This is a genomic window from Flavobacterium sp. SP2 (assembly GCF_057626655.1).
In genome coordinates, this window is the sequence record NZ_JBVHBT010000002.1 from 277,378 (window position 1) to 297,597 (window position 20,220).

The 20,220-nt window shown below is 34.4% G+C and carries 19 protein-coding genes; 12 read left to right on the top strand and 7 right to left on the bottom strand.

The features are described 5' to 3' along the window. The first annotated feature begins 183 nt into the window (after positions 1-183). The gene (locus ACZ098_RS05700; protein WP_487310778.1) at positions 184-2,448 is read left to right on the top strand and encodes a cation:proton antiporter domain-containing protein; all 2,265 of its coding nucleotides are present in this window, start codon (positions 184-186) and stop codon (positions 2,446-2,448) included. A gap of 13 nt (positions 2,449-2,461) precedes the next feature. Here the strand turns inward: ACZ098_RS05700 and ACZ098_RS05705 are convergent, their stop codons facing one another. The 3 genes from ACZ098_RS05705 to ACZ098_RS05715 all read right to left on the bottom strand — a co-directional run bounded on the left by ACZ098_RS05705 (position 2,462) and on the right by ACZ098_RS05715 (position 8,840). Further along, positions 2,462-4,942 (bottom strand): DUF5686 family protein, encoded by a 2,481-nt coding sequence (locus tag ACZ098_RS05705; protein ID WP_487310779.1) that lies wholly within the window; start codon positions 4,940-4,942, stop codon positions 2,462-2,464. Between the two features lie 120 nt (positions 4,943-5,062). Continuing rightward, positions 5,063-5,755, bottom strand: a complete 693-nt coding sequence (locus ACZ098_RS05710) for a zinc metallopeptidase (RefSeq protein ID WP_487310780.1) — start codon at positions 5,753-5,755, stop codon at positions 5,063-5,065. A gap of 157 nt (positions 5,756-5,912) precedes the next feature. Continuing rightward, positions 5,913-8,840 (bottom strand): leucine--tRNA ligase, encoded by a 2,928-nt coding sequence (locus ACZ098_RS05715; protein ID WP_487310781.1) that lies wholly within the window; start codon positions 8,838-8,840, stop codon positions 5,913-5,915. A 373-nt stretch (positions 8,841-9,213) separates the two neighbouring features. Here ACZ098_RS05715 and ACZ098_RS05720 point away from each other — a divergent pair, with 373 nt between their 5' ends. The 5 genes from ACZ098_RS05720 (at position 9,214) to ACZ098_RS05740 (ending at position 12,672) form a co-directional block, all read left to right on the top strand. After that, the gene (locus ACZ098_RS05720) at positions 9,214-10,089 is read left to right on the top strand and encodes a cell division protein FtsX (protein WP_487310782.1); all 876 of its coding nucleotides are present in this window, start codon (positions 9,214-9,216) and stop codon (positions 10,087-10,089) included. A 171-nt stretch (positions 10,090-10,260) separates the two neighbouring features. Next, a complete protein-coding gene (locus tag ACZ098_RS05725) occupies positions 10,261-10,500 on the top strand; it encodes a DUF3098 domain-containing protein (RefSeq protein ID WP_487310783.1) in 240 nt (79 codons plus the stop codon). Positions 10,501-10,574: 74 nt separating this feature from the next. Then, positions 10,575-11,372: an undecaprenyl-diphosphate phosphatase gene (locus ACZ098_RS05730; protein WP_487310784.1), complete on the top strand. Its 798-nt coding sequence runs from the start codon at positions 10,575-10,577 to the stop codon at positions 11,370-11,372. Further along, positions 11,372-12,070 carry a tRNA pseudouridine(55) synthase TruB gene (gene truB, locus ACZ098_RS05735; RefSeq protein WP_487310785.1) on the top strand — a complete coding sequence of 233 codons (699 nt, stop codon included), beginning with the start codon at positions 11,372-11,374 and terminating at the stop codon, positions 12,068-12,070. Before ACZ098_RS05730 ends, truB begins: the two co-directional genes overlap by 1 nt. Next, positions 12,067-12,672, top strand: coding sequence for a hypothetical protein (locus tag ACZ098_RS05740; RefSeq protein ID WP_487310786.1), 606 nt, complete (start codon positions 12,067-12,069; stop codon positions 12,670-12,672). Before truB ends, ACZ098_RS05740 begins: the two co-directional genes overlap by 4 nt. Here ACZ098_RS05740 and ACZ098_RS05745 read toward each other — a convergent pair. Next, on the bottom strand, positions 12,669-13,265 hold the full coding sequence (locus ACZ098_RS05745; RefSeq protein WP_487310787.1) for a thioredoxin family protein: 597 nt from the start codon (positions 13,263-13,265) through the stop codon (positions 12,669-12,671). The genes ACZ098_RS05740 and ACZ098_RS05745 overlap by 4 nt on opposite strands. A gap of 100 nt (positions 13,266-13,365) precedes the next feature. Between ACZ098_RS05745 and ACZ098_RS05750 the strand changes: the two genes are divergently transcribed. From ACZ098_RS05750 to frr, 3 genes are all read left to right on the top strand, one after another. Beyond that, a complete protein-coding gene (locus tag ACZ098_RS05750; protein WP_487310788.1) occupies positions 13,366-14,145 on the top strand; it encodes a patatin-like phospholipase family protein in 780 nt (259 codons plus the stop codon). 73 nt (positions 14,146-14,218) lie between these two features. Further along, positions 14,219-14,926 (top strand): UMP kinase, encoded by a 708-nt coding sequence (gene pyrH / locus ACZ098_RS05755; protein WP_487310789.1) that lies wholly within the window; start codon positions 14,219-14,221, stop codon positions 14,924-14,926. 97 nt (positions 14,927-15,023) lie between these two features. Further along, positions 15,024-15,584, top strand: coding sequence for a ribosome recycling factor (gene frr / locus ACZ098_RS05760; protein WP_487310790.1), 561 nt, complete (start codon positions 15,024-15,026; stop codon positions 15,582-15,584). Positions 15,585-15,634: 50 nt separating this feature from the next. Here the strand turns inward: frr and ACZ098_RS05765 are convergent, their stop codons facing one another. Both ACZ098_RS05765 and ACZ098_RS05770 read right to left on the bottom strand, forming a co-directional pair. Beyond that, positions 15,635-15,910 carry a hypothetical protein gene (locus ACZ098_RS05765; protein ID WP_487310791.1) on the bottom strand — a complete coding sequence of 92 codons (276 nt, stop codon included), beginning with the start codon at positions 15,908-15,910 and terminating at the stop codon, positions 15,635-15,637. A 9-nt stretch (positions 15,911-15,919) separates the two neighbouring features. Beyond that, positions 15,920-16,390 carry an Lrp/AsnC family transcriptional regulator gene (locus tag ACZ098_RS05770; protein WP_487310792.1) on the bottom strand — a complete coding sequence of 157 codons (471 nt, stop codon included), beginning with the start codon at positions 16,388-16,390 and terminating at the stop codon, positions 15,920-15,922. Positions 16,391-16,419: 29 nt separating this feature from the next. On the opposite strand from ACZ098_RS05770, the gene ACZ098_RS05775 reads away from it, so the two are divergent. Then, positions 16,420-16,602, top strand: coding sequence for a hypothetical protein (locus tag ACZ098_RS05775; protein WP_487310793.1), 183 nt, complete (start codon positions 16,420-16,422; stop codon positions 16,600-16,602). Here the strand turns inward: ACZ098_RS05775 and ACZ098_RS05780 are convergent. After that, a complete protein-coding gene (locus ACZ098_RS05780; protein ID WP_487310794.1) occupies positions 16,599-17,972 on the bottom strand; it encodes a saccharopine dehydrogenase family protein in 1,374 nt (457 codons plus the stop codon). The genes ACZ098_RS05775 and ACZ098_RS05780 overlap by 4 nt on opposite strands. Positions 17,973-18,113: 141 nt before the next feature. Between ACZ098_RS05780 and ACZ098_RS05785 the strand changes: the two genes are divergently transcribed. Both ACZ098_RS05785 and pckA read left to right on the top strand, forming a co-directional pair. Continuing rightward, positions 18,114-18,500, top strand: a complete 387-nt coding sequence (locus ACZ098_RS05785) for a DUF423 domain-containing protein (protein WP_487310795.1) — start codon at positions 18,114-18,116, stop codon at positions 18,498-18,500. Between the two features lie 80 nt (positions 18,501-18,580). Further along, a complete protein-coding gene (pckA, locus tag ACZ098_RS05790; protein WP_487310796.1) occupies positions 18,581-20,206 on the top strand; it encodes a phosphoenolpyruvate carboxykinase (ATP) in 1,626 nt (541 codons plus the stop codon). Positions 20,207-20,220 lie beyond the last annotated feature (14 nt).

Consider the following 20,220-nt stretch of genomic DNA (forward strand, 5'->3'; position numbering starts at 1 on the left):
CCTAAAATGGGTTGCAAAGGTAATGAAATAGTACAAAAGTAAAATAGTAAACCGATATCTTTTAACTTCAACTTAATTTACAAGTAACATTCTAAACTTCACATTAAAATTAATTTGATTTATAAGTTTTTAAATAAGTTTTTATCATATTTGTACAACTTTATCCATACGCATAAACCGAATATGAAAAAACTTAAAAATTCACTATTTTATATCGCAGTAACTGGCGGTTTTACTGCATTAATTTTCTGGATTGTATCTAAAGGTAAACTTTTGCAAACTAGCGATGTTGTAGCTCCAATTTCAAATTCGAACTATTTTAATCAATTTACCGAATCGCTGAAGCACAATTTACAACATCCGTTGGCGATACTTTTACTGCAAATAATTACGATAATCATTGTAGCTCGAATTTTTGGATGGTTGTTCAGAAAAATTGGTCAACCGTCGGTAATTGGAGAAATTATTGCTGGTATTTTTCTTGGACCATCGTTGGTTGGACAGTATTTTCCTGAATATTCGGGTTTGCTTTTTCCGACAGAATCGCTTGGTAATTTGCAATTCTTAAGTCAGATTGGATTAATCCTTTTCATGTTTGTAATTGGAATGGAATTGGATTTGAAAGTTTTAAAAAACAAAGCCAATGATGCCGTAGTCATCAGTCATGCTAGTATTATATTTCCGTTTGCGTTAGGAATTGGTTTGGCGTATTTTGTTTACAACGAATTTGCACCAGAAGGAATCGAGTTTTTATCGTTCAGTTTGTTTATGGGAATTGCCATGAGTATTACGGCTTTTCCAGTTTTGGCACGAATTGTTCAAGAACGTGGTATTAATAAAACCAAACTTGGCGCCATTGTCATTACATGCGCTGCTGCCGATGATATTACAGCTTGGTGTATTTTGGCTGCCGTAATTGCTATTGTTAAAGCTGGTACATTTACAAGTTCGTTATATGTAATTTTATTAGCATTTGTATACGTTTTAGCCATGCTTTTTATCGTGAAACCGTTCTTGAAAAAAGTAGGTGACTTGTATGCAACACGTGATAATTTAAGCAAGCCTGTTGTCGCTATCTTTTTATTGACCTTAATTATTTCGTCTTATTTATCAGAAATTATCGGAATTCATGCACTTTTCGGCGCTTTTTTAACTGGTGCTATTATGCCTGATATTAATAAAATCAGAACCATAATTATTGAAAAAGTTGAAGATGTAGCCTTGATATTATTGCTTCCATTATTCTTCGTTTTCACTGGTTTACGAACAGAAATCGGACTAATAAACGATCCGTATTTATGGAAAATCACCGGATTGATAATTCTAGTAGCTGTTGTTGGTAAATTCTTTGGAAGCGCCTTGGCTGCCAAGTTTGTTGGGCAAAATTGGCGCGATAGTTTAACCATTGGAGCTTTGATGAACACTAGAGGTTTGATGGAATTGGTTGTGTTAAATATTGGATACGATTTGGGAGTTTTGTCGAGAGAAATTTTTACCATGATGGTCATTATGGCATTGGTTACCACCTTCATGACTGGACCAGCAATCGATTTGATAAACTATATTTTCAAGCGAAAAGAAGTGATAATTCCGAAAGAAATTAGCAACAGTACTTTCAAAATATTAATCTCTTTTGGAAACAATGAAAAAGGAAAATCGTTGTTGCGAATGGCCAACAGTTTTGTAAAAAAACAAAAAGACAACACCAACATTACCGCCTTGCACCTTTCGTTATCGGATGAAATGCATGCTTACAATCTTGAGGAATACGAGCAAGAAACCTTTGAACCTTTAGTAAAAGAATCAGAAGTATTAAACCAAGAAATTACAAAAATATTCAAAGCTACTGTGGATATCGAAACGGATATTGCCGATATAGCGACCAAAGGAAACTTCGATTTAGTATTGGTAGGATTAGGAAAATCAATATTTGAAGGTACGCTTTTGGGAAAAGTATTGGGTTTTACCACCCGAATTATCAATCCCGATCGATTGCTTGATAAGTTTACAGGTAAAGAAGGTTTGTTTCAAAACTCACCATTTGACGACAGAACGCGATTGATCATTTCTAAAAGCAAAATGCCTTTAGGAATTCTTATCGACAAAGATTTAAACGAAATTGCTAATGTTTTTGTACCCATATTTGCTGTTGAAGATGCATTTTTGATTGATTATGCCGAAAAATTAATTTACAACAACCAATCTAAAGTTACCGTACTCGAAATTGACGAGCAAGTACAACGAAATGAAAGTATCGACAATGCCATTCAAACCTTAGAACATACCTATCCTGGCAACATATCGGTTTTAACCGAAAATAAAATGAAAGCAGGATTTCTTGCGAAACAAGATTTGATGATGATTTCGTTGGATAGTTGGAAAAAATTGGTTGATTCACAGAGTATTTGGCTGAGTACGATTCCGTCGGTTTTGATTATTAAACCGTAGTGTATTTAGATATTTAAAACCCCAAATTCAAAACATAACTCAGTTTAATAGAAATATTATCTACAAAATTAGGCAATCCGTTTGGTCCGTAGCGCACGAAACCGGTAAGTCCTAAGCCTTTGAAGATATTGTTCAACTCGCAACCGCTTTCAAAAAAACCGTTTTCTAAGGTTTTATATTCAAATCCGAGATGTTGTTCCGGTTTATCCATAGTTCCGAAAGCCATTCGAGTTACTACAGAAATGGATGGTTTAATTTTGTACGCCAATTTGATTTTGTTAAACGTATGTCTCACTTGAAAACTAACATATCTACTAGAGAAAAACTCGTTGAAAAACATGGTTTCAAATCCGTTCTTACTGGCAAAAGTAATTCGTTTAAACAGGGTTTCGCGGTTCAAATTATTCGGCGCAATACTATACAAATGAGTTAACGGAACATCGCCAGAAGCCAAACCGCCTTGCAACAAAAAGGAAGTATTTTGCCCAGACAAATACGGAATTTCATGAAGCACGCGAACATCAACTTTAGAAAAACTAAAATCATTCCCAGTAAATTCGGGTAATGCTTGTGTAAACTGAAAAGAGAATTTTGGAAATTTTTTATCAATTTCTATCCTACCTGAAGTAGTTTGCATGTAGCTGCTAAACGGATTCCATTGTACAGAAAATTGCGCTGTTGTAATATTGTATTTGGTAAATTCCTCACCATCAAGCGTATAAATGTAATTAAAAAGCGGCTCAACTTCGCTTCTTTTTACACCAAAATAAGCGTTGGTTTTTGCAAAATAATTACTTTCAATATAAGCCGAAGCCATTTTATTGCTGTAAAAAGTCGAAATATTTATCGGTCGTGGATCATAGATTTTGAAGCGTCTTGGCTCGGTAGCAAACTGAATTTGACCAATCTCGTTCAAATCTTCGCTATAGGAAACACTTGCCCAAGTATTGGTTTCTTTGTCCAGCAAATAGGAAGGCGCAATACCAAATTTAATTTTATCGTCCTTCAAACCATAAGCGGCATAAAAATTAACTTTATAAACTTCTGATAATTTCGCATTGGTTACACCTCCAATTCCCAATCGGAAACCTTCGTAATTATTGTATTTTATCAAACTCTTCAAATCGATATCAACAATTCCGATAGGCAAATAACCGTTGAAAATTTTCTTGCCTAAGAATATTTTTCGCTCAATATTTTCTGCTTCAGACAAACTGTCCAGTTTGGTGTAGGTTCTTATTCTTCTTACATCAACAGTGTCTTTCTGAAATCCTACCCAATATTTATCTGGCTTCACCTCAACAGCTTGCCGTGCATCAATTTTGATTGCAGGTTTTTCAAAAGCTACGGGTGTATTGATTTTGATATCATAAGGTGTCGATTCTAATTTTAAATAAATCTGATCGGAAGCATCTTTTTTTAATTTATCTAAATTGGTATTGAATTTTATCGTACCACCAAAAACTTTTACATCTTCTGAATTATTGCCTTTTACGACTGTAAACCGTCTTTTTTCGGGAAACCAAATTTGCTCGTCTTTTAGATATTTAAACGTATACGTAGCATTAACATTGATAATTCCGTAAATTCTAAAGAACGCTTTGGCAATTCCGAAATTGGCCGCATCAACATAAAGTAAACCACGTAATCTATTGGATTTTAAATTTTTAGGCTGGAAATAAATGCGATACACACTACGACCTTCTTCTTTTACAGTATCAATTAATTTGAAGGTAAACAGCTTGCGACCGTAGGACGAAATTGGGTTGTGAACCGGAATTTCTAAAATATTTAACTTGTTATCATACAACGAATAGGAAACCAAATTCAATCCCAAAAACTCATACAAAGGTGTTTTAAAACCTGCCATTCGTGCGGCAAGAATCGTTTCTTTTATACCAGTTTCATTAAACTGAATCAAATTGACTTTTTCAGTTTGGTAAACATGTTGCTTTTCTAATAGTTTTTTAAACTTATAATTGGTAGAATCCAAATATTTAAAATCTTTACCAAATAATCTTTTTTCGACAATAGTATCTATTTTTCCTGAAATTGAATCGGTATTAGCGGTAACTAAAAGGTGTTCATAATTTTTATATTCAAAGGTTTTAAACGCTTTTTCTGGCTGATTTTTACCTTTGTTTTCAGCCACTTTTTTAATAATTCCGTTGACCAAATTTTCTGAATAAATTTCTTGATCTTTCAACGAATTATCGGTTGTCATTTTCACCGAAATTGTTGTTGCACCAACCGTCAAATAATAACTTTTATCGTAATATCCCTTGTAAGAAAATAGAATTGGTTTTTTATCGTCTTTAACTAATAAGCTGAATTTTCCTTCCCAATCGGAAGCAATGGTTTTATTGTTATACGTTATTTTGGCAAAAGCAATAGGCACATTGGTATCAAAATCAAGTATTTGACCTTGCATCAACCGTTGTGAAAATCCAAATTGACTCAGAATAAGAAACAGAAAAATCCAAAATATTCGCATTAAAATTTGGTTTAGAGTTTTACAAAAATAGCAATAAAAAAACCGTTTCATTACATTTTATTAGAAAACGAAAAGAAACGGTGAATAGATATAAAATAGTTTTAAAAAAACGAAAATAGCTTATTCCCGTCGTCCTAAAACTTGCATTGCCCAATACAATAACGAAGCCAAAGCTCCAATTGCGGCTACAACATAGGTTCTTGCAGCCCATTTTAACGCATCTTCAGCACCAGCATATTCTTGTTGGCTGAGCATGTTTTTGTTTTTCAACCACGCCAACGCTCTGTTACTGGCGTCATATTCTACTGGTAAAGTAATGAAACTGAAAAGAGTTGCCACAGCCATTAATACCAATCCGGCAACGGCAATGTAAAATCCGAATGAAAATCCTTTGGATGCGATTCCTAAGATTAATCCACCAAAAATTAACCATTGCGACATGGTAGACGAAATATTTACGATTGGCACCAATTGCGAACGCAACGTCAACATCGAATAGGCTTGTGCATGTTGTACTGCATGACCACATTCGTGCGCTGCAACAGCTGCTGCTGCGGCATTTCGTTGGTTGTAAACTCCTTCGCTCAGGTTTACGGTTTTGTCTGACGGATTGTAATGATCGGTTAATTGACCTGGAGTTGAAATAACTCGCACATCATAAATTCCGTTATCGGCTAGCATTTTTTCGGCTATTTCGGCACCTGACATTCCGTTGCGCAAACCTATTCTAGAATATTGATCGAATTTACTTTTTAGTCTGGAGCTTACCAGAAAACTGAATAAAGCAATAATTCCTATTAGTATGAAATACATGATTTTGTGTTTTAATTGTTTGATACATACACATCAATTTGTATTCCAAATCATAAAAATGTCAGTTTGGCATTAGTTAAAAATTATTTAAAAAAAATAACCGCAAATTCACAGATTTTAATTTGCGAATTTGCGGTTATAAATAGTGTAAAGAAATTTATCCAACCAGATTTATGATTTTTCCTGGAACAATAATGACTTTATTAGGAGTTTTTCCTTCCAATTGTTTGATGGTTCTTTCGTCTTTCATGACAATTTCTTCGATTTGTTCTTTGGTTAAATCTAGTGGAAGATTCATGGTAAAACGCATTTTCCCGTTAAACGAAACTGGATATTCTTTCTCCGATTCTACCAAATATTTTTCTTCGTATTTTGGAAAAGCAACCGTTGAAATTGAACCTTCGTTTCCTAAAGCATTCCATAATTCTTCTGCGATATGCGGCGCATAAGGCGAAATTACAATGGCTAAAGGTTCTAATATTTTACGATGATGGCATTTGGCTGCCGACAGTTCGTTGACACAAATCATGAATTGCGAAACGGATGTATTGAATGAAAATCCTTCTATGTCTTCGGTAACTTTCTTGATGGTTTTGTGTAACGATTTGTACATTTCTGGCGATGGTTCGTCGTTGGTTACAATAAAACCATTATCGTCAAAATACAAACGCCATAGTTTTTTTAGGAAACCAAAAACACCAGTAATTCCTGCCGTATTCCAAGGTTTGGATTGCTCTAACGGACCTAAAAACATCTCGTACAAACGTAACGTATCAGCGCCATAATCTTCACTGATCTGATCTGGATTGACTACGTTGTATTTGGATTTTGACATTTTTTCCACTTCGCGTAAAACTTTAAACTTACCATCATTTTCATAAAAAAAGTTACCATTAGAAAATTCATCTCTCCAGTTCATTAACTTATCGATGTCTAATTCATTTTCATTTTTTAATGTTGAAACATCTACATGAATTGCTCTAAAGGTTATCTTATCTGCATCTTCTTTAGTCAAACCATTTTTTATAAATAATTCATCTTTTTTCAAATACCAATCACTAGTAATATTATCTTGATGTAAAAGTCCTTCCGATAAGTAAATAATTGGAGCATTTTTGTTTTCATGTATAGATTGATAAACAAAAGCACTCATTCCCAAAATCATCCCTTGATTAATCAATTTCTTGAAAGGTTCTTCAGTTGGTGCGTAACCTTTGTCTTTTAGAAATTTATTCCAAAAACGGGAATACAATAAATGTCCGGTTGCGTGTTCGCTTCCTCCAATATATAAATCGACACTTTCCCAATAGTTCAGCGCTTCTTTGCTGGCAAATTCGGTTTCATTATGCGCATCCATATAACGCATCCAATACCAAGAACTTCCAGCCCAACCTGGCATGGTGTTTAATTCTAAAGGTAAAACAGTTTCATGATCAATCAATTCATTGCTAACTACTTTACAATGAACACTATCCCAAGCCCAATGCGTTGCGTTTCCAAGTGGCGGTTGTCCGTCTTCGGTTGGCAAATATTTTTCAACTTCTGGCAATACGATTGGTAAGTGTTGCGCAGCAATCATTTGTGGTAATCCGTTTACGTAATATACTGGAAATGGTTCACCCCAATAACGTTGACGAGAAAAAACCGCATCGCGCAAACGGTAATTGGTTTTTCCTTTTCCTTGTCCGATGGCTTCTAATTTTTCGATTGCTTTTTTAGTCGCTTCTTTATAATTCAATCCGTTTAAGAAATCGGAATTGGCAATTTCTACATTGTCTTTAGAGCCATACGCAGCTTCAGAAATATCTACATTTGCAAAAATATTTTTGATTTCCGGCATTCCGTTTTGACCTTTAAAGAAATTAGCAAAAGCATAATCGCGTTCGTCGCCACAAGGTACAGCCATAACTGCGCCTGTTCCATAACCTGCCAAAACATAATCGCCAATCCAAACCGGAATTGGTTCTTTGGTAAACGGATGTTCTACATAAGCTCCAGTAAAAACTCCTGAAATGGTTTTTACATCGGCCATTCGTTCACGTTCACTTCGTTTTGCTGTCGATTCTACATAAGCATCGATTGCGGCTTTTTGATCTGGTGTTGTAATTTGTGAAACCAGTTCGTGTTCTGGTGCCAAAGTCATAAAGGTTACTCCGAAAATAGTATCTGGTCTTGTTGTAAATACTGAAATACTGCCTTCTGAATTCTGCAATTTAAAATCTACCGAAGCTCCAACCGATTTTCCAATCCAGTTTCGCTGCGATTCTTTTATAGATTCACTCCAATCGATATCGTTTAATCCTTGCAAAAGTCGCTCCGCATAAGCAGAAATTCGCATCGACCATTGCGTCATTTTTTTACGAATTACAGGATGTCCGCCACGTTCTGAAACGCCGTTTACAATTTCGTCGTTGGCCAAAACAGTTCCTAAGGCTGGACACCAATTGACTTCTGTTTCTGCCAAATAGGTTAATCGGTATTGTAATAGTATTTTTTGTTGTTCTTCTGATGAAAAAGCAGTCCATTCTGAAGCAGAAAATGGTACAATGTTATCATCACAAACCGCGTTTACGGTAGCATCTCCTTCATTTTCAAAAATGGTTATTAATGTTGCAATGTCTTCCGCTTTATCAGAATTTTTATTGTACCATGAATTGTACAATTGGATAAAAATCCATTGCGTGTGTTTGTAATAATCTTTGTCTGAAGTACGCACTTCACGAGACCAATCGAAAGAAAAACCAATTTTGTCTAATTGCTCGCGGTAACGTGCAATATTTTCTTTAGTTGTTGTGTCTGGATGTTGCCCAGTTTGTATGGCATATTGCTCGGCTGGAAGTCCAAACGAGTCATAACCTTGCGGATGCAAAACGTTGAAACCTTGGTGGCGTTTGAATCGTGCATAAATATCGGAAGCAATGTAACCCAACGGATGACCAACGTGCAAACCTGCGCCTGATGGATACGGAAACATATCGAGAACGTAATATTTTGGTTTATCAGAGTTGTTGCTTGCAGCAAATGTTTGATTTTCTGCCCAGTATTTTTGCCACTTGGCATCGATTTCGTTTGGATTGTATTTCATTTATTCTGAATTTAGTTCAGAATCTTTTTTTTTAAGATTCCGTTTTATTTTTTTTTCGAGTCATGCTGTTGCAAACTCTGGTCATTTTTTTTGTTTCTGAGTCGCTAAGTTTCGTAGCTTCTGAGTTTCTGAGCTTTTTAAAATGTAATTTTTGTCAACTATGTAACTTAGTTACTCAGAAACTTAGTTACTTAGCCACTATTTCAAATTGTAACGGAAAGCTAGAACATGATTGGCCGAAAATGCCGAAACCATTTGCTTCTAAAAAATTACAAGGCAAATTTACATTTATTGTACTAAACACAAAACTTTAAACGTTATAAAGTAGGTATAAAGAAATTGTTTATTATTTTTACGGCTTAAATTACTTTTTATGGCATCTTCATTTGATAGATTTCAGAAACGCAGATTGATTTCTTCTTATTTTTCGGTGGTTTTGAGTGTGTTTTTAGTATTGTTTTTACTGGGAATGCTAGGCTTGTTTATTATCAATTCCAAACGCTTGTCGGATAATTTTAAGGAAGATATTGTCATGACTGTTTTCTTTAAAAATGAAGCTACTGATACTGTTTTCAAAGCGTTTGATGCCGAAATGAAAGCCGCAGCATTTGCCAAAGATTTTAAATATGTGTCTAAAGATGATGCTGCCAAACAACACAAAGAGGTTATTGGTGAAGATTTCATGCAGTTTTTAGGTACAAATCCGTTATACAATTCGTACGATATTCATTTAAAATCTAGTTATGTTACCAATCCAGGTTTCTCGCAAGTAGAAGCCAAGATTAGAAAAAACCCAATGGTTTCGGATGTAGTATACGACAAACAATTGATTACTTTGGTGAACGATAATATTCAGAAAATAAGTATGTGGGTTTTAATTGTGAGTGGAATTTTCGCTTTTATTTCGGTTTTGCTTATCAATAGTTCACTTCGATTATCCATTTATGCCAACCGATTTATCATCAAAACAATGCAAATGGTTGGTGCAACGAAAGCATTTATTAGAAAACCATTTGTAACTCGAAGCATCATTCTAGGTTTTGTAGGTTCCGTATTGGCAATATTGGCTTTGATTGGCGTATTATTGTATGTTAATACCAATTATCCTACACTAGATATTTTTAAAGATATTGAACTTACCATTGCAGTATTGATTAGCGTTTTGGCTTTGGGAATTTTAATAACTTGGATCAGTACGCACTTTGCCACACAACGTTTCTTGAATCTTAGAACAGACGATCTTTATTAATTAAGAATTAAAAATTAAGAATTAATTAAGTCCAACAAATGATTTTCGGTTGAGATGCTGAAATTGATTCAGTTCACATGAAATCGCAATTAATAAGAAGTTTGTGCAAGCAAACCGAAATGAATAAAAAGCGATAATCTAGATCACCGATAAAAAACAAATTTTACCTATATGAAAAACAACGAACAAAAACCTGAGTTTCTTTTTGATAAAGTAAACTATAAATTTTTACTTATCGGAATTGCTGTAATTGCAGTTGGTTTTATGCTTATGGCCGGAGGCGGAAGTACCGATCCTAAGGTTTTTAACGAAGCCGAATTGTTTAGTTTTAGAAGAATACGATTGGCGCCAACACTAGTGATTATTGGTTTTGGAATTACAATTTATTCAATATTTAAAAAGAGTAAATAGTTATTAGTACTTAGTGATTAGCTAATAAATCACACAGAACTAGTCACTTTTCACTTCTTACTATTCACAAACAAATGGATTATTTACAAGCTATTATTCTTGCAATTATTGAAGGAATAACCGAATTTCTTCCAGTTTCTTCAACTGGACACATGATTATTGCAAGTTCTTTTTTTGGAATTGCTCAAGACGATTTTACCAAACTTTTTACAATTGTCATCCAATTAGGAACCATACTTTCGGTGGTGGTTCTATATTTTAAACGCTTTTTTCAAAGCTTCGATTTTTATTTCAAATTAGTAGTAGCGTTTATTCCTGCAGTAGTTTTTGGATTGCTTTTCAGCAAAAAAATAGATGCGCTATTGGAAAACCCTGTTACAGTTGCTGTTTCACTATTAATTGGCGGAATTATTCTCCTAAAAGTTGATGATTGGTTTTCAAAAGATACAGAAGTTACCGAAAGTCATGAAATATCGTATTTAACCGCTTTTAAAATTGGCGTTTTTCAATGTCTTGCCATGATTCCAGGAGTTTCTAGAAGTGGCGCAAGTATTGTAGGCGGAATGTCGCAAAAATTATCTCGAACAACTGCGGCCGAATTCTCTTTCTTTTTAGCCGTTCCAACGATGCTTGGAGCAACATTAAAAAAATGTTATGATTACTACAAAGACGGATTGGTATTAACCAACGAGCAAATAAATTTATTGATAATTGGAAATGTAGTTGGATTTATAGTTGCGCTTTTGGCAATTAAAACGTTCATCGGATTTCTTAGTAAAAATGGTTTTAAAGTTTTTGGATATTACCGAATTATCGTCGGAATTGCCTTGTTGCTCATTCACTTTTTTATTCAAAAATTAGACGTTATATAATGACTTCAGAAGATTTTTTAAACGGTCAGGTTATCTTGATAGACAAACCACTTACTTGGAGTTCGTTTCAAGCGGTGAGTAAATTGAAGTACATTTTAAAACGAAAATTCGATTTACCCAAAAAATTTAAAATTGGTCATGCCGGAACTTTAGATCCGTTAGCATCGGGATTGTTGATTATTTGTACCGGGAAATTCACAAAATCAATTACCGAAATTCAGGCGCAAACCAAAGAATATACAGGTACAATAACGGTTGGTGCTACAACGCCAAGTTATGATTTAGAGACTGAAGTCGATTTTACTTTTCCAACTTCACATATAAATGAGGGTTTAATTCTGGAAACTACCAAGCAATTTATTGGAGAAATAGATCAGAAACCACCTGTTTTTTCAGCCATAAAAAAAGATGGAAAACGACTTTACGAGCATGCTCGTGCTGGTGAAGAAGTCGAAATTGCATTTAGAAAAACGACCATTTACAAATTTGAAATCACTCGAATTGATCTTCCAGAAATTGATTTTAGAGTAACTTGCAGCAAAGGAACTTACATCCGATCGTTGGCTTTTGACTTTGGAAATGCATTGCAATCTGGCGGCCATTTAACCAAATTACGCCGTACAAAAATTGGCGATTACTCGGTTGAAAATGCAGTATCTCCAGAAGAATTTGAAAAGAAAGTTGCAGAATTTTTATGAAATCACAGATTTGTAAAAACCAAAAAGATAAGGTTTACTTGCATACAAAAATTATACTAATTGTCGCGTTAGTATCAAATTATTTTAGCTTCGCTCAAGGCTATGATTCACCTCCAGAATCAACAAAAATAAGTCATTTATTTACTCAATTTGAATTTTCGGTTCCAATTAAAGGAAATCCAAATCGTAATGAAGATTATGTAGATGGCGTAGAAAATACCAATAAAAGTTGGTTTGTTCCTGACGGATTGAGCGCAAAAATTGGTTATGGAATTCAGGAAAAACGTTGGATTGGACTGAGTTTACATACTGGAATTGATTGGAAAGCAACCGAAAAACTTGTCGCAGTTCCCGTTTATGCCAACTTTAGAATTAGTCCGGCATTGTCTTCAGAATCTAGAGCTACACTACAAGTTGGCTACGGAAAGGGTTTTGCCTTAGGAAGAGGAAATTTATCGGGCGAATACAGAAAAATAAGTTTAGGGATTGAATCCGATGAAGACATCCTTCTTTTTATTGAAGTTGCCGATTACAAAATTAAAGTCAATGAATTCAACTCGGTTGGAAGTATAAGTTTAGGTCTTGCATTGCGTACTTTTTAAATTCTCATCAAATCAATAATTTCTTTTTGAGTCGAAATTCCTTTATCAGACAAATACCATTTCTGCAAATCGGTTTTAATAGTTTCATCAATTATACCAAACTTTTCTTTGTAATTTTTTACCAAATCAATCGCAGGTTTTGGTCGCGGTCCAAATTGATTTACAACTTTTAACGTGTCTTTTTCAATCAAAATTAAAATGGGAATCGACTTGCTCCCATTAGTCAAAAATTGATTCATCAAATCGTCATTATGATCGCGAAGCACAATTTTGAAATCGATTTTATCCGATAACAAAGCCATTTTATTGATGATTGGAAGTATTTGAGCCGCATCGCCACACCAACCTTCGGAAATTACCAACCAAATGTATTCTTGATTCAAATTTTCTAAAAAACTTTTTACCTCATCAGTAACTTGCATTGTTTTATCCAATCGATTCATTCTTGCTTCGTTCAATTCGGTGTAATGAACCAAACTTTCCGATTGTTCGTTTCCAGTTGCTTTTCCAGCTTGAAATAAATTGGTTACATGACCACGATATTCCTGATAAGTAAAACTATTTGCTAAACTATTTTCGATTATTAGTTTCATGATAAAGTGTAATTTTAAACAAAATTACTTGTATTTAATTTATTGCAATCTTAAAAATAGTTAAATAAAAAAGAATTACTTTTAAACTTATTTTTTATCTATGAAATTCGATTCTAAATCAATTGGTTATGTACTTTCGGGCGGTGGTTCTAAAGGAATTGCGCATGCTGGCGCGATAAAATTTCTTGAAGAACAAAACATTTTTCCCAATCAAATTGCGGGTTCGAGTGCCGGTGCCATTGTGGCTGCAATGTATGGATTTGGAAAATCTCCTGACGAAATTTTAAACTTTTTCAAATCGATCTATTTTTTTCATTGGAAACATTTTACGTTTAAAAAAGCGGGTTTTATTGACTCCGAATCGTTTAAAAACTACTTTAAAGATGTTTTTCAGGATGCAACGATTGGCAATTCTAAAATTCCGATTCATATTACAGCAACTGATATGGTTAAAGGCAAACTCAAAATTTTTAGCGAAGAAACTAAAATTGTAGATGCTATATTGGCTTCATCAGCATTTCCAGGTATCATTTCTCCGTATGAAATTGAGGGTAATCTTTACAGCGATGGTGGTATTTTAAATCATTTTCCAACCGATATTTTGCAAGGTAGATGTGACAAAATTATCGGTGTTTACGTAAGTCCAATTCAGAAAATTGAAGCATCCGATTTGCAATCGATAAAAGCAGTTACTACTCGTGCCTTCGATTTGCTATCGGCAAACTCCAATATCTTAAAATTCAACACGTGCGATTGGGTTATCGAGCCGGAAGAATTATCGAAATTCAGCACTTTTGAAACGAACAAAGGTAAAATGGATAAAATTTTTGAAATAGGGTACCAAGCAGCCAAAAATTCATTTGAAACATTAGACGCATAATTTTTAGTTTCACTATTTCACAAAATTATATAATAACTATATTTGCACTTCAAAACACAACTTCTAAATACCTATGAAATATAAAAGAATCCTTCTGAAATTAAGTGGAGAAGCGTTAATGGGAGAACGCCAATACGGAATTGACCCAAAAACACTTTCAGAATATGCAGAAGAAATTAAGCAAATTCACGATAAAGGAATAGAAATTGCTATCGTAATTGGTGGAGGAAATATTTTTAGAGGTGTTGCCGGTGCCAGCAATGGAATGGACCGAGTTCAAGGTGATTACATGGGAATGCTTGCCACTGTTATAAACGGCATGGCTTTGCAAGGTGCATTGGAAGACAAAGGAATGCTTACGCGATTGCAAACAGCTTTAAAAATTGAAGCTATTGCTGAACCTTATATTAAAAGAAGAGCAGTTCGTCATCTTGAAAAAGGAAGAATAGTAATTTTCGGTGCAGGAACAGGAAATCCGTATTTCACAACCGATACAGCCGCAGTTTTACGTGGTGTAGAAGTACACGCCGATGTAATTTTGAAAGGAACTCGTGTAGACGGAATTTACACTGCCGATCCTGAAAAAGATAAAAGTGCAACCAAATTTGATTACATATCATTTGAAGATGTTATCAAAAAAGGATTAAACGTAATGGATTCGACTGCGTTTACCTTAAGTCAAGAAAACAAATTGCCAATAGTTGTTTTTGATATGAACACTAGAGGAAATTTACTTAAAATTTGCGAAGGCGAAAATATTGGAACTGTAGTAAATATATAAAGGACTATTAGATTATTGGATTGTAGGATTAAAAGATAAAAAACGTCTGAAAATCTAACCATCTAAGAAGTCTAAAAATCTAAAAATCTAAATAGAAATGGAAGAAATAGAATTTATTATCGATGAGGCTAAAGAATCTATGAACGGTTCGATTGCGCATTTAGAAAAAGAATTTTTAAATATTCGTGCTGGAAAAGCTTCTCCTCAAATGCTAGGAAGTGTTTTCGTTGATTATTATGGATCACAAACACCACTTTCTCAAGTTGCTAATTTAAATGTTCCAGATGCTAGAACAATTACAATTCAGCCGTTTGAAAAAAGTATGTTGCAACCTATTGAAAAAGCAATTATGGTCGCCAATATTGGTTTTAACCCTATGAACAATGGGGATGTAATTATTATTAGCGTTCCGCCATTAACTGAAGAAAGACGTAGAGACTTGGTAAAACAAGCCAAAGCTGAAGCCGAAGATGCTAAAATTGGTATCAGAAATTCGAGAAAAGATGCCAATACGGATATTAAAAAATTAGAAAAAGAAGGAACTTCAGAAGATGCTTGTAAAACTGCTGAAGATGAAATTCAAAATTTAACGAATGCTTATATTAAAAAAATTGACGAACTTTTGGCAGCAAAAGAAGTTGAAATTTTGAAGGTATAAGTACTAATAATTTTATAAATTAAAAAAATCCGTTCATTGAACGGATTTTTTTATTTGCCAAAAGCAGTGAGTACTACTAATATGGAACCCCAAACAACACCATGAATTACAATACATTTGATGTGATTTTGGTTTCCAAAAAGTTGCTTAACTAAGTGATACATAAAGTAAACTAAACTTATTGGGATAAATAAATACAGTAATAAAACTCCAACATTGGGTGTTTGTGCATTACCAGGAAACAGTTCAAAACATACTCCTGCAATTAAGATATAGATTACATAAAATCCAATGGTTACGTTTTCTTTGGAATACTTTTTTAACATGATTTAGTGCTATAATTGAATTTGTCGTTCTATTTGTTGTTCCAAAGATATGAATGTTTCTGTTCTTGAAACCCCATTTATAGGTTGTATTTTTTTGTTTAACAGTTGCATTAAATGTTCGTTATCACGACAAATAACTTTTACAAGTATGCTCCAGTTTCCAGTGGTGTAATGACATTCTAGGACTTCGGGGATTTTTTTTAACTCTTTTACGGCTTCCGAATTGCTGGCGGCTTTTTCGAGGTATACGCCTATAAACGCCATGGTTTTATAACCCAAAACTTTGTTGTTTACAATAAATTTTGATCCTGATATAACACCAGCATCTTCTAGTTTTCTTAGTCGTTGGTGAATTGCAGCACCCGAAATTCCGATTTTGTTGGCTATTTGTAAAATGGGTTTTCGAGCGTCTTCCATCAAATCGCGAAGAATTTCTTTGTCGATGCCGTCTATTTCAACTTGTAGCGAATTGAGTTTCATGTTACAGATTTTAATCAAAAATAGGAAAAATGTTTTATTTAGAAATCAATACTTGCCTTTTACTACTTATTTTAACAAAAATGATGACTTTAAATAGCCCTGATGGAAATGAAAATCCTGCAGCATTGCGATTAGAAATGCTGCAGATTAAATGTACAGCAGGAATAGGGCTTGCTGCAATGCGCTTGCCATTAGCTCCTAAAAAAAATTAATTACCTAAAAGTCGGTCGGGATTGTAACCTATATAAGGCATTACGGTTTCTTTAAAAACCACACCATATTCTTCCAATTCTTTCAATATTGGTTCGTATACTTCTTTGGTTATAGGCAGTTGCACGCCTGGAGTTTTGATGTTTCCGTTTAGTATTTGTAGAGTGGCAATGGCTACCGGTAATCCTACAGTTTTGGCCATGGCAGTGTAGGTTTGGTCGTCGCCGATGCAAACCATTTTGGAATCTATTTGTTGTTGTTTACCGTAAAGTTCATATCCAAACTTGTGGTACATTACAATCATGTCTTTGTCGTTGGGTTGCAACGTCCATTTGTCGGCTAAAATTTTTTCTAAGATTTGCGCTGGCGTTGCGTTTTTCAGTCCTACAATTTTGTTGGCGTTGAACAAATCGAGTTCCAACAGTTTGTCCCACATAATATCGTCTTGCTCGATACCAAGAGCCATTCTGGTTTTTATTTCGACAGAATCTGATGGCGAATAGGGCAAAAATAAATTGACAAAATCGCGGTACGAAAGAGTTTCTGAATTGTCTAGTACATAGGTATCATCGGTCATGCCCAATTGCACAAACATATTCCAAGCTCTAGAATAACCTACTCTTCTTATTGTTCCTCTATACAGTGTCAACACGTCGTCTAAACCATACACACTGCGGTATTTGAGAGAATCACGGTTGGCGTAACCTTCAAATCGTCCGTAGCCTTCTATTTCTAAAAACTCGGTTCTACGAAACAATTTGTGGTACGGAATGTATTTGTATTTTCCTTCTTGAATAAACTTGGCTGCACCACCTTGACCAGCTAAAACTACATTTCTTGGTGCCCATGTAAACTTATAATTCCACAAATTGTTGTCTGATTCTGGAGCTACAAGTCCGCCACAAAAAGATTCAAAAAGTAATAATTTTCCGCCTTTGTCTTTTATTTCATCTATAATTTTCATGGCGCTCATGTGATCAATTCCTGGGTCTAAACCAATTTCGTTCATGAAAATTAGGTTGTTGGCTTTGGCCTGAGCGTCTAATTCTTGCATAGCATCAGAAATATAGGATGCTGTAACCATGTGTTTTTTATAAGTAATACAATCTTTGGCTACTTGAATGTGCAAATGCGCTGGAAGCATAGAAATTACAATATCTGCCTTTTGAATTTCGGTTTTTCGTTGATTTTCATTAAAAATATCCAATTCAATTGCAGTAGCATTCGGATGATTATTGGTTTTACGTTGCGCTAATTCTTGCGACAAATCGCCTATAGTAAGGTGTAAATCTTGTGCTACAGATTTATTTAAAAGATACTGTATTAAGGATGATGCTGAACGTCCTGCACCAATTATAAGAATATTTCTCATGGTAAAAGTTATTGGTCACAAATGTATGAATTTGGAATAATTTTTAAAGATTTTTTGATAAAAACAAAATAAAAGAATGATTTGAACTAACTTTGTTATGGAATTAATTGGAAAATAGAATTGAAATTTACGCTTGCAAATATGGACAAAAAGATTCTTTCAACTGCTGGTATTTTAGGAATGACTGCAATTATTTTGGGTGCTTTTGGTGCGCATGCTTTAAAAAAGGTACTTTCGATAGACGAATTAACCACTTTTGAAACTGGAGTGAAATACCAAATATATCATGCCTTATTTCTGTTATTTTTAGGAATAAATCAATCAATTTCAGAAAAAACTAAAAGAACCATTTTTTGGTTAATTACTATTGGTGTTTTTATGTTTTCAGGTTCTATTTATTTACTGGCAACAATGTCCATTACAAATATCAATTTCAAACCATTTGGAATCATCACGCCTATCGGCGGACTACTGCTAATACTGGGTTGGGGAATTTTTTCGATGCAATTTTTAAAGAAAAAATCATAAAATTTGATTAAACTACAACGTTGTAATAATTAATTTTTACCTTTGTCGAAATTTTAAAAAGCAACACAATTTAAATTTCTATGGAGAACTACGCCCAAATTACGAAATCGATTTCGTTAGAACAATATGGAATTAAAAATGCCCAAGAAATAATTCACAATCCATCTTTTGAATTTCTTTATAACGAAGAGCTGAATTCAACTTTAACTGGGTACGAAAAAGGACAACTTTCTGAACTTGGCGCTGTAAATGTTATGACTGGTGAGTTTACAGGACGATCGCCAAAAGATAAATATATTGTAGAAGATTCAATAACTAAAGATACCATTTGGTGGAATAACGACAAAGCGCCCAACGACAACAAACCAATTTCTGAAACTACGTGGAAAGCTTTGAAAGAAACTTCGGTGAATCAACTTTCGGGAAAACGATTGTTTGTAATTGATGCATTTTGTGGTGCCAATGAAAACACACGTCTTAAAGTACGCTTTATTATGGAAGTGGCGTGGCAAGCACATTTTGTAAAAAACATGTTCATTCGTCCTACTGAACACGAATTAGAACATTTTGGCGAACCCGATTTTGTAGTTTTAAATGCTTCTAAAACAGACTTTAAAGATTTCAAAGCTCATAATTTAAACTCTGAAGTATATGTTGCCTTTAACCTAACCGAAAAAATGCAGCTTATTGGCGGAACTTGGTACGGTGGCGAAATGAAAAAAGGATTGTTCTCGATGATGAACTATTACCTTCCGTTGCAAGGAATAGCATCGATGCATTGCTCTGCCAATAAAGGAAAAGATGGTGATGTTGCCGTTTTCTTCGGATTATCTGGAACAGGAAAAACAACGCTTTCCACCGATCCAAAACGTGAATTAATTGGTGACGACGAACACGGCTGGGATAACGACGGCGTTTTCAACTTTGAAGGCGGATGTTATGCTAAAACCATAGATTTAAGTCCAGCAAACGAACCTGATATTTTTGGAGCCATTAAGAAAAATGCACTTTTAGAAAATGTGACTCTAGATGCTCATGGAAAGATTGATTTCAGTGACACATCGGTTACTCAAAATACGCGTGTTTCTTATCCAATTGATCACATTCATAATATTGTAAAACCAGTTTCTAAAGCGGGTCATGCAACCAAAGTTATTTTCTTAACTGCAGATGCTTTTGGCGTAATGCCACCAGTTTCTAAGCTAACACCAGAACAAACTAAGTACTATTTCCTTTCAGGATTTACCGCCAAACTTGCTGGAACTGAACGTGGGGTTACCGAACCTACTCCGACCTTTTCTGCCTGTTTCGGAAAAGCATTTTTATCACTTCATCCTACTAAATATGGTGAAGAATTGGTAAAGAAAATGGAAGAACACAACGCTACAGCGTACATGGTGAACACCGGTTGGAATGGAACAGGAAAACGTATTTCTATAAAAGATACTCGTGCTATAATCGATTCGATTCTTGATGGATCGATTGAAAAAGCAGCAACAAAAGTAATTCCGACATTTAATTTTGTAGTTCCAACTGCTTTGAACGGTGTGAATGCGGCGATTTTAGACCCAAGAGATACGTACGAAAATGCAACCGAATGGAATGAAAAAACAGCCAAACTAGCTGGCTTATTTGTTAAAAATTTCGTGCAATATACAGATAATGAAGAAGGACAGAATTTAGTAAAAGCTGGTCCGCAATTGTAAATTTTAAACTATAA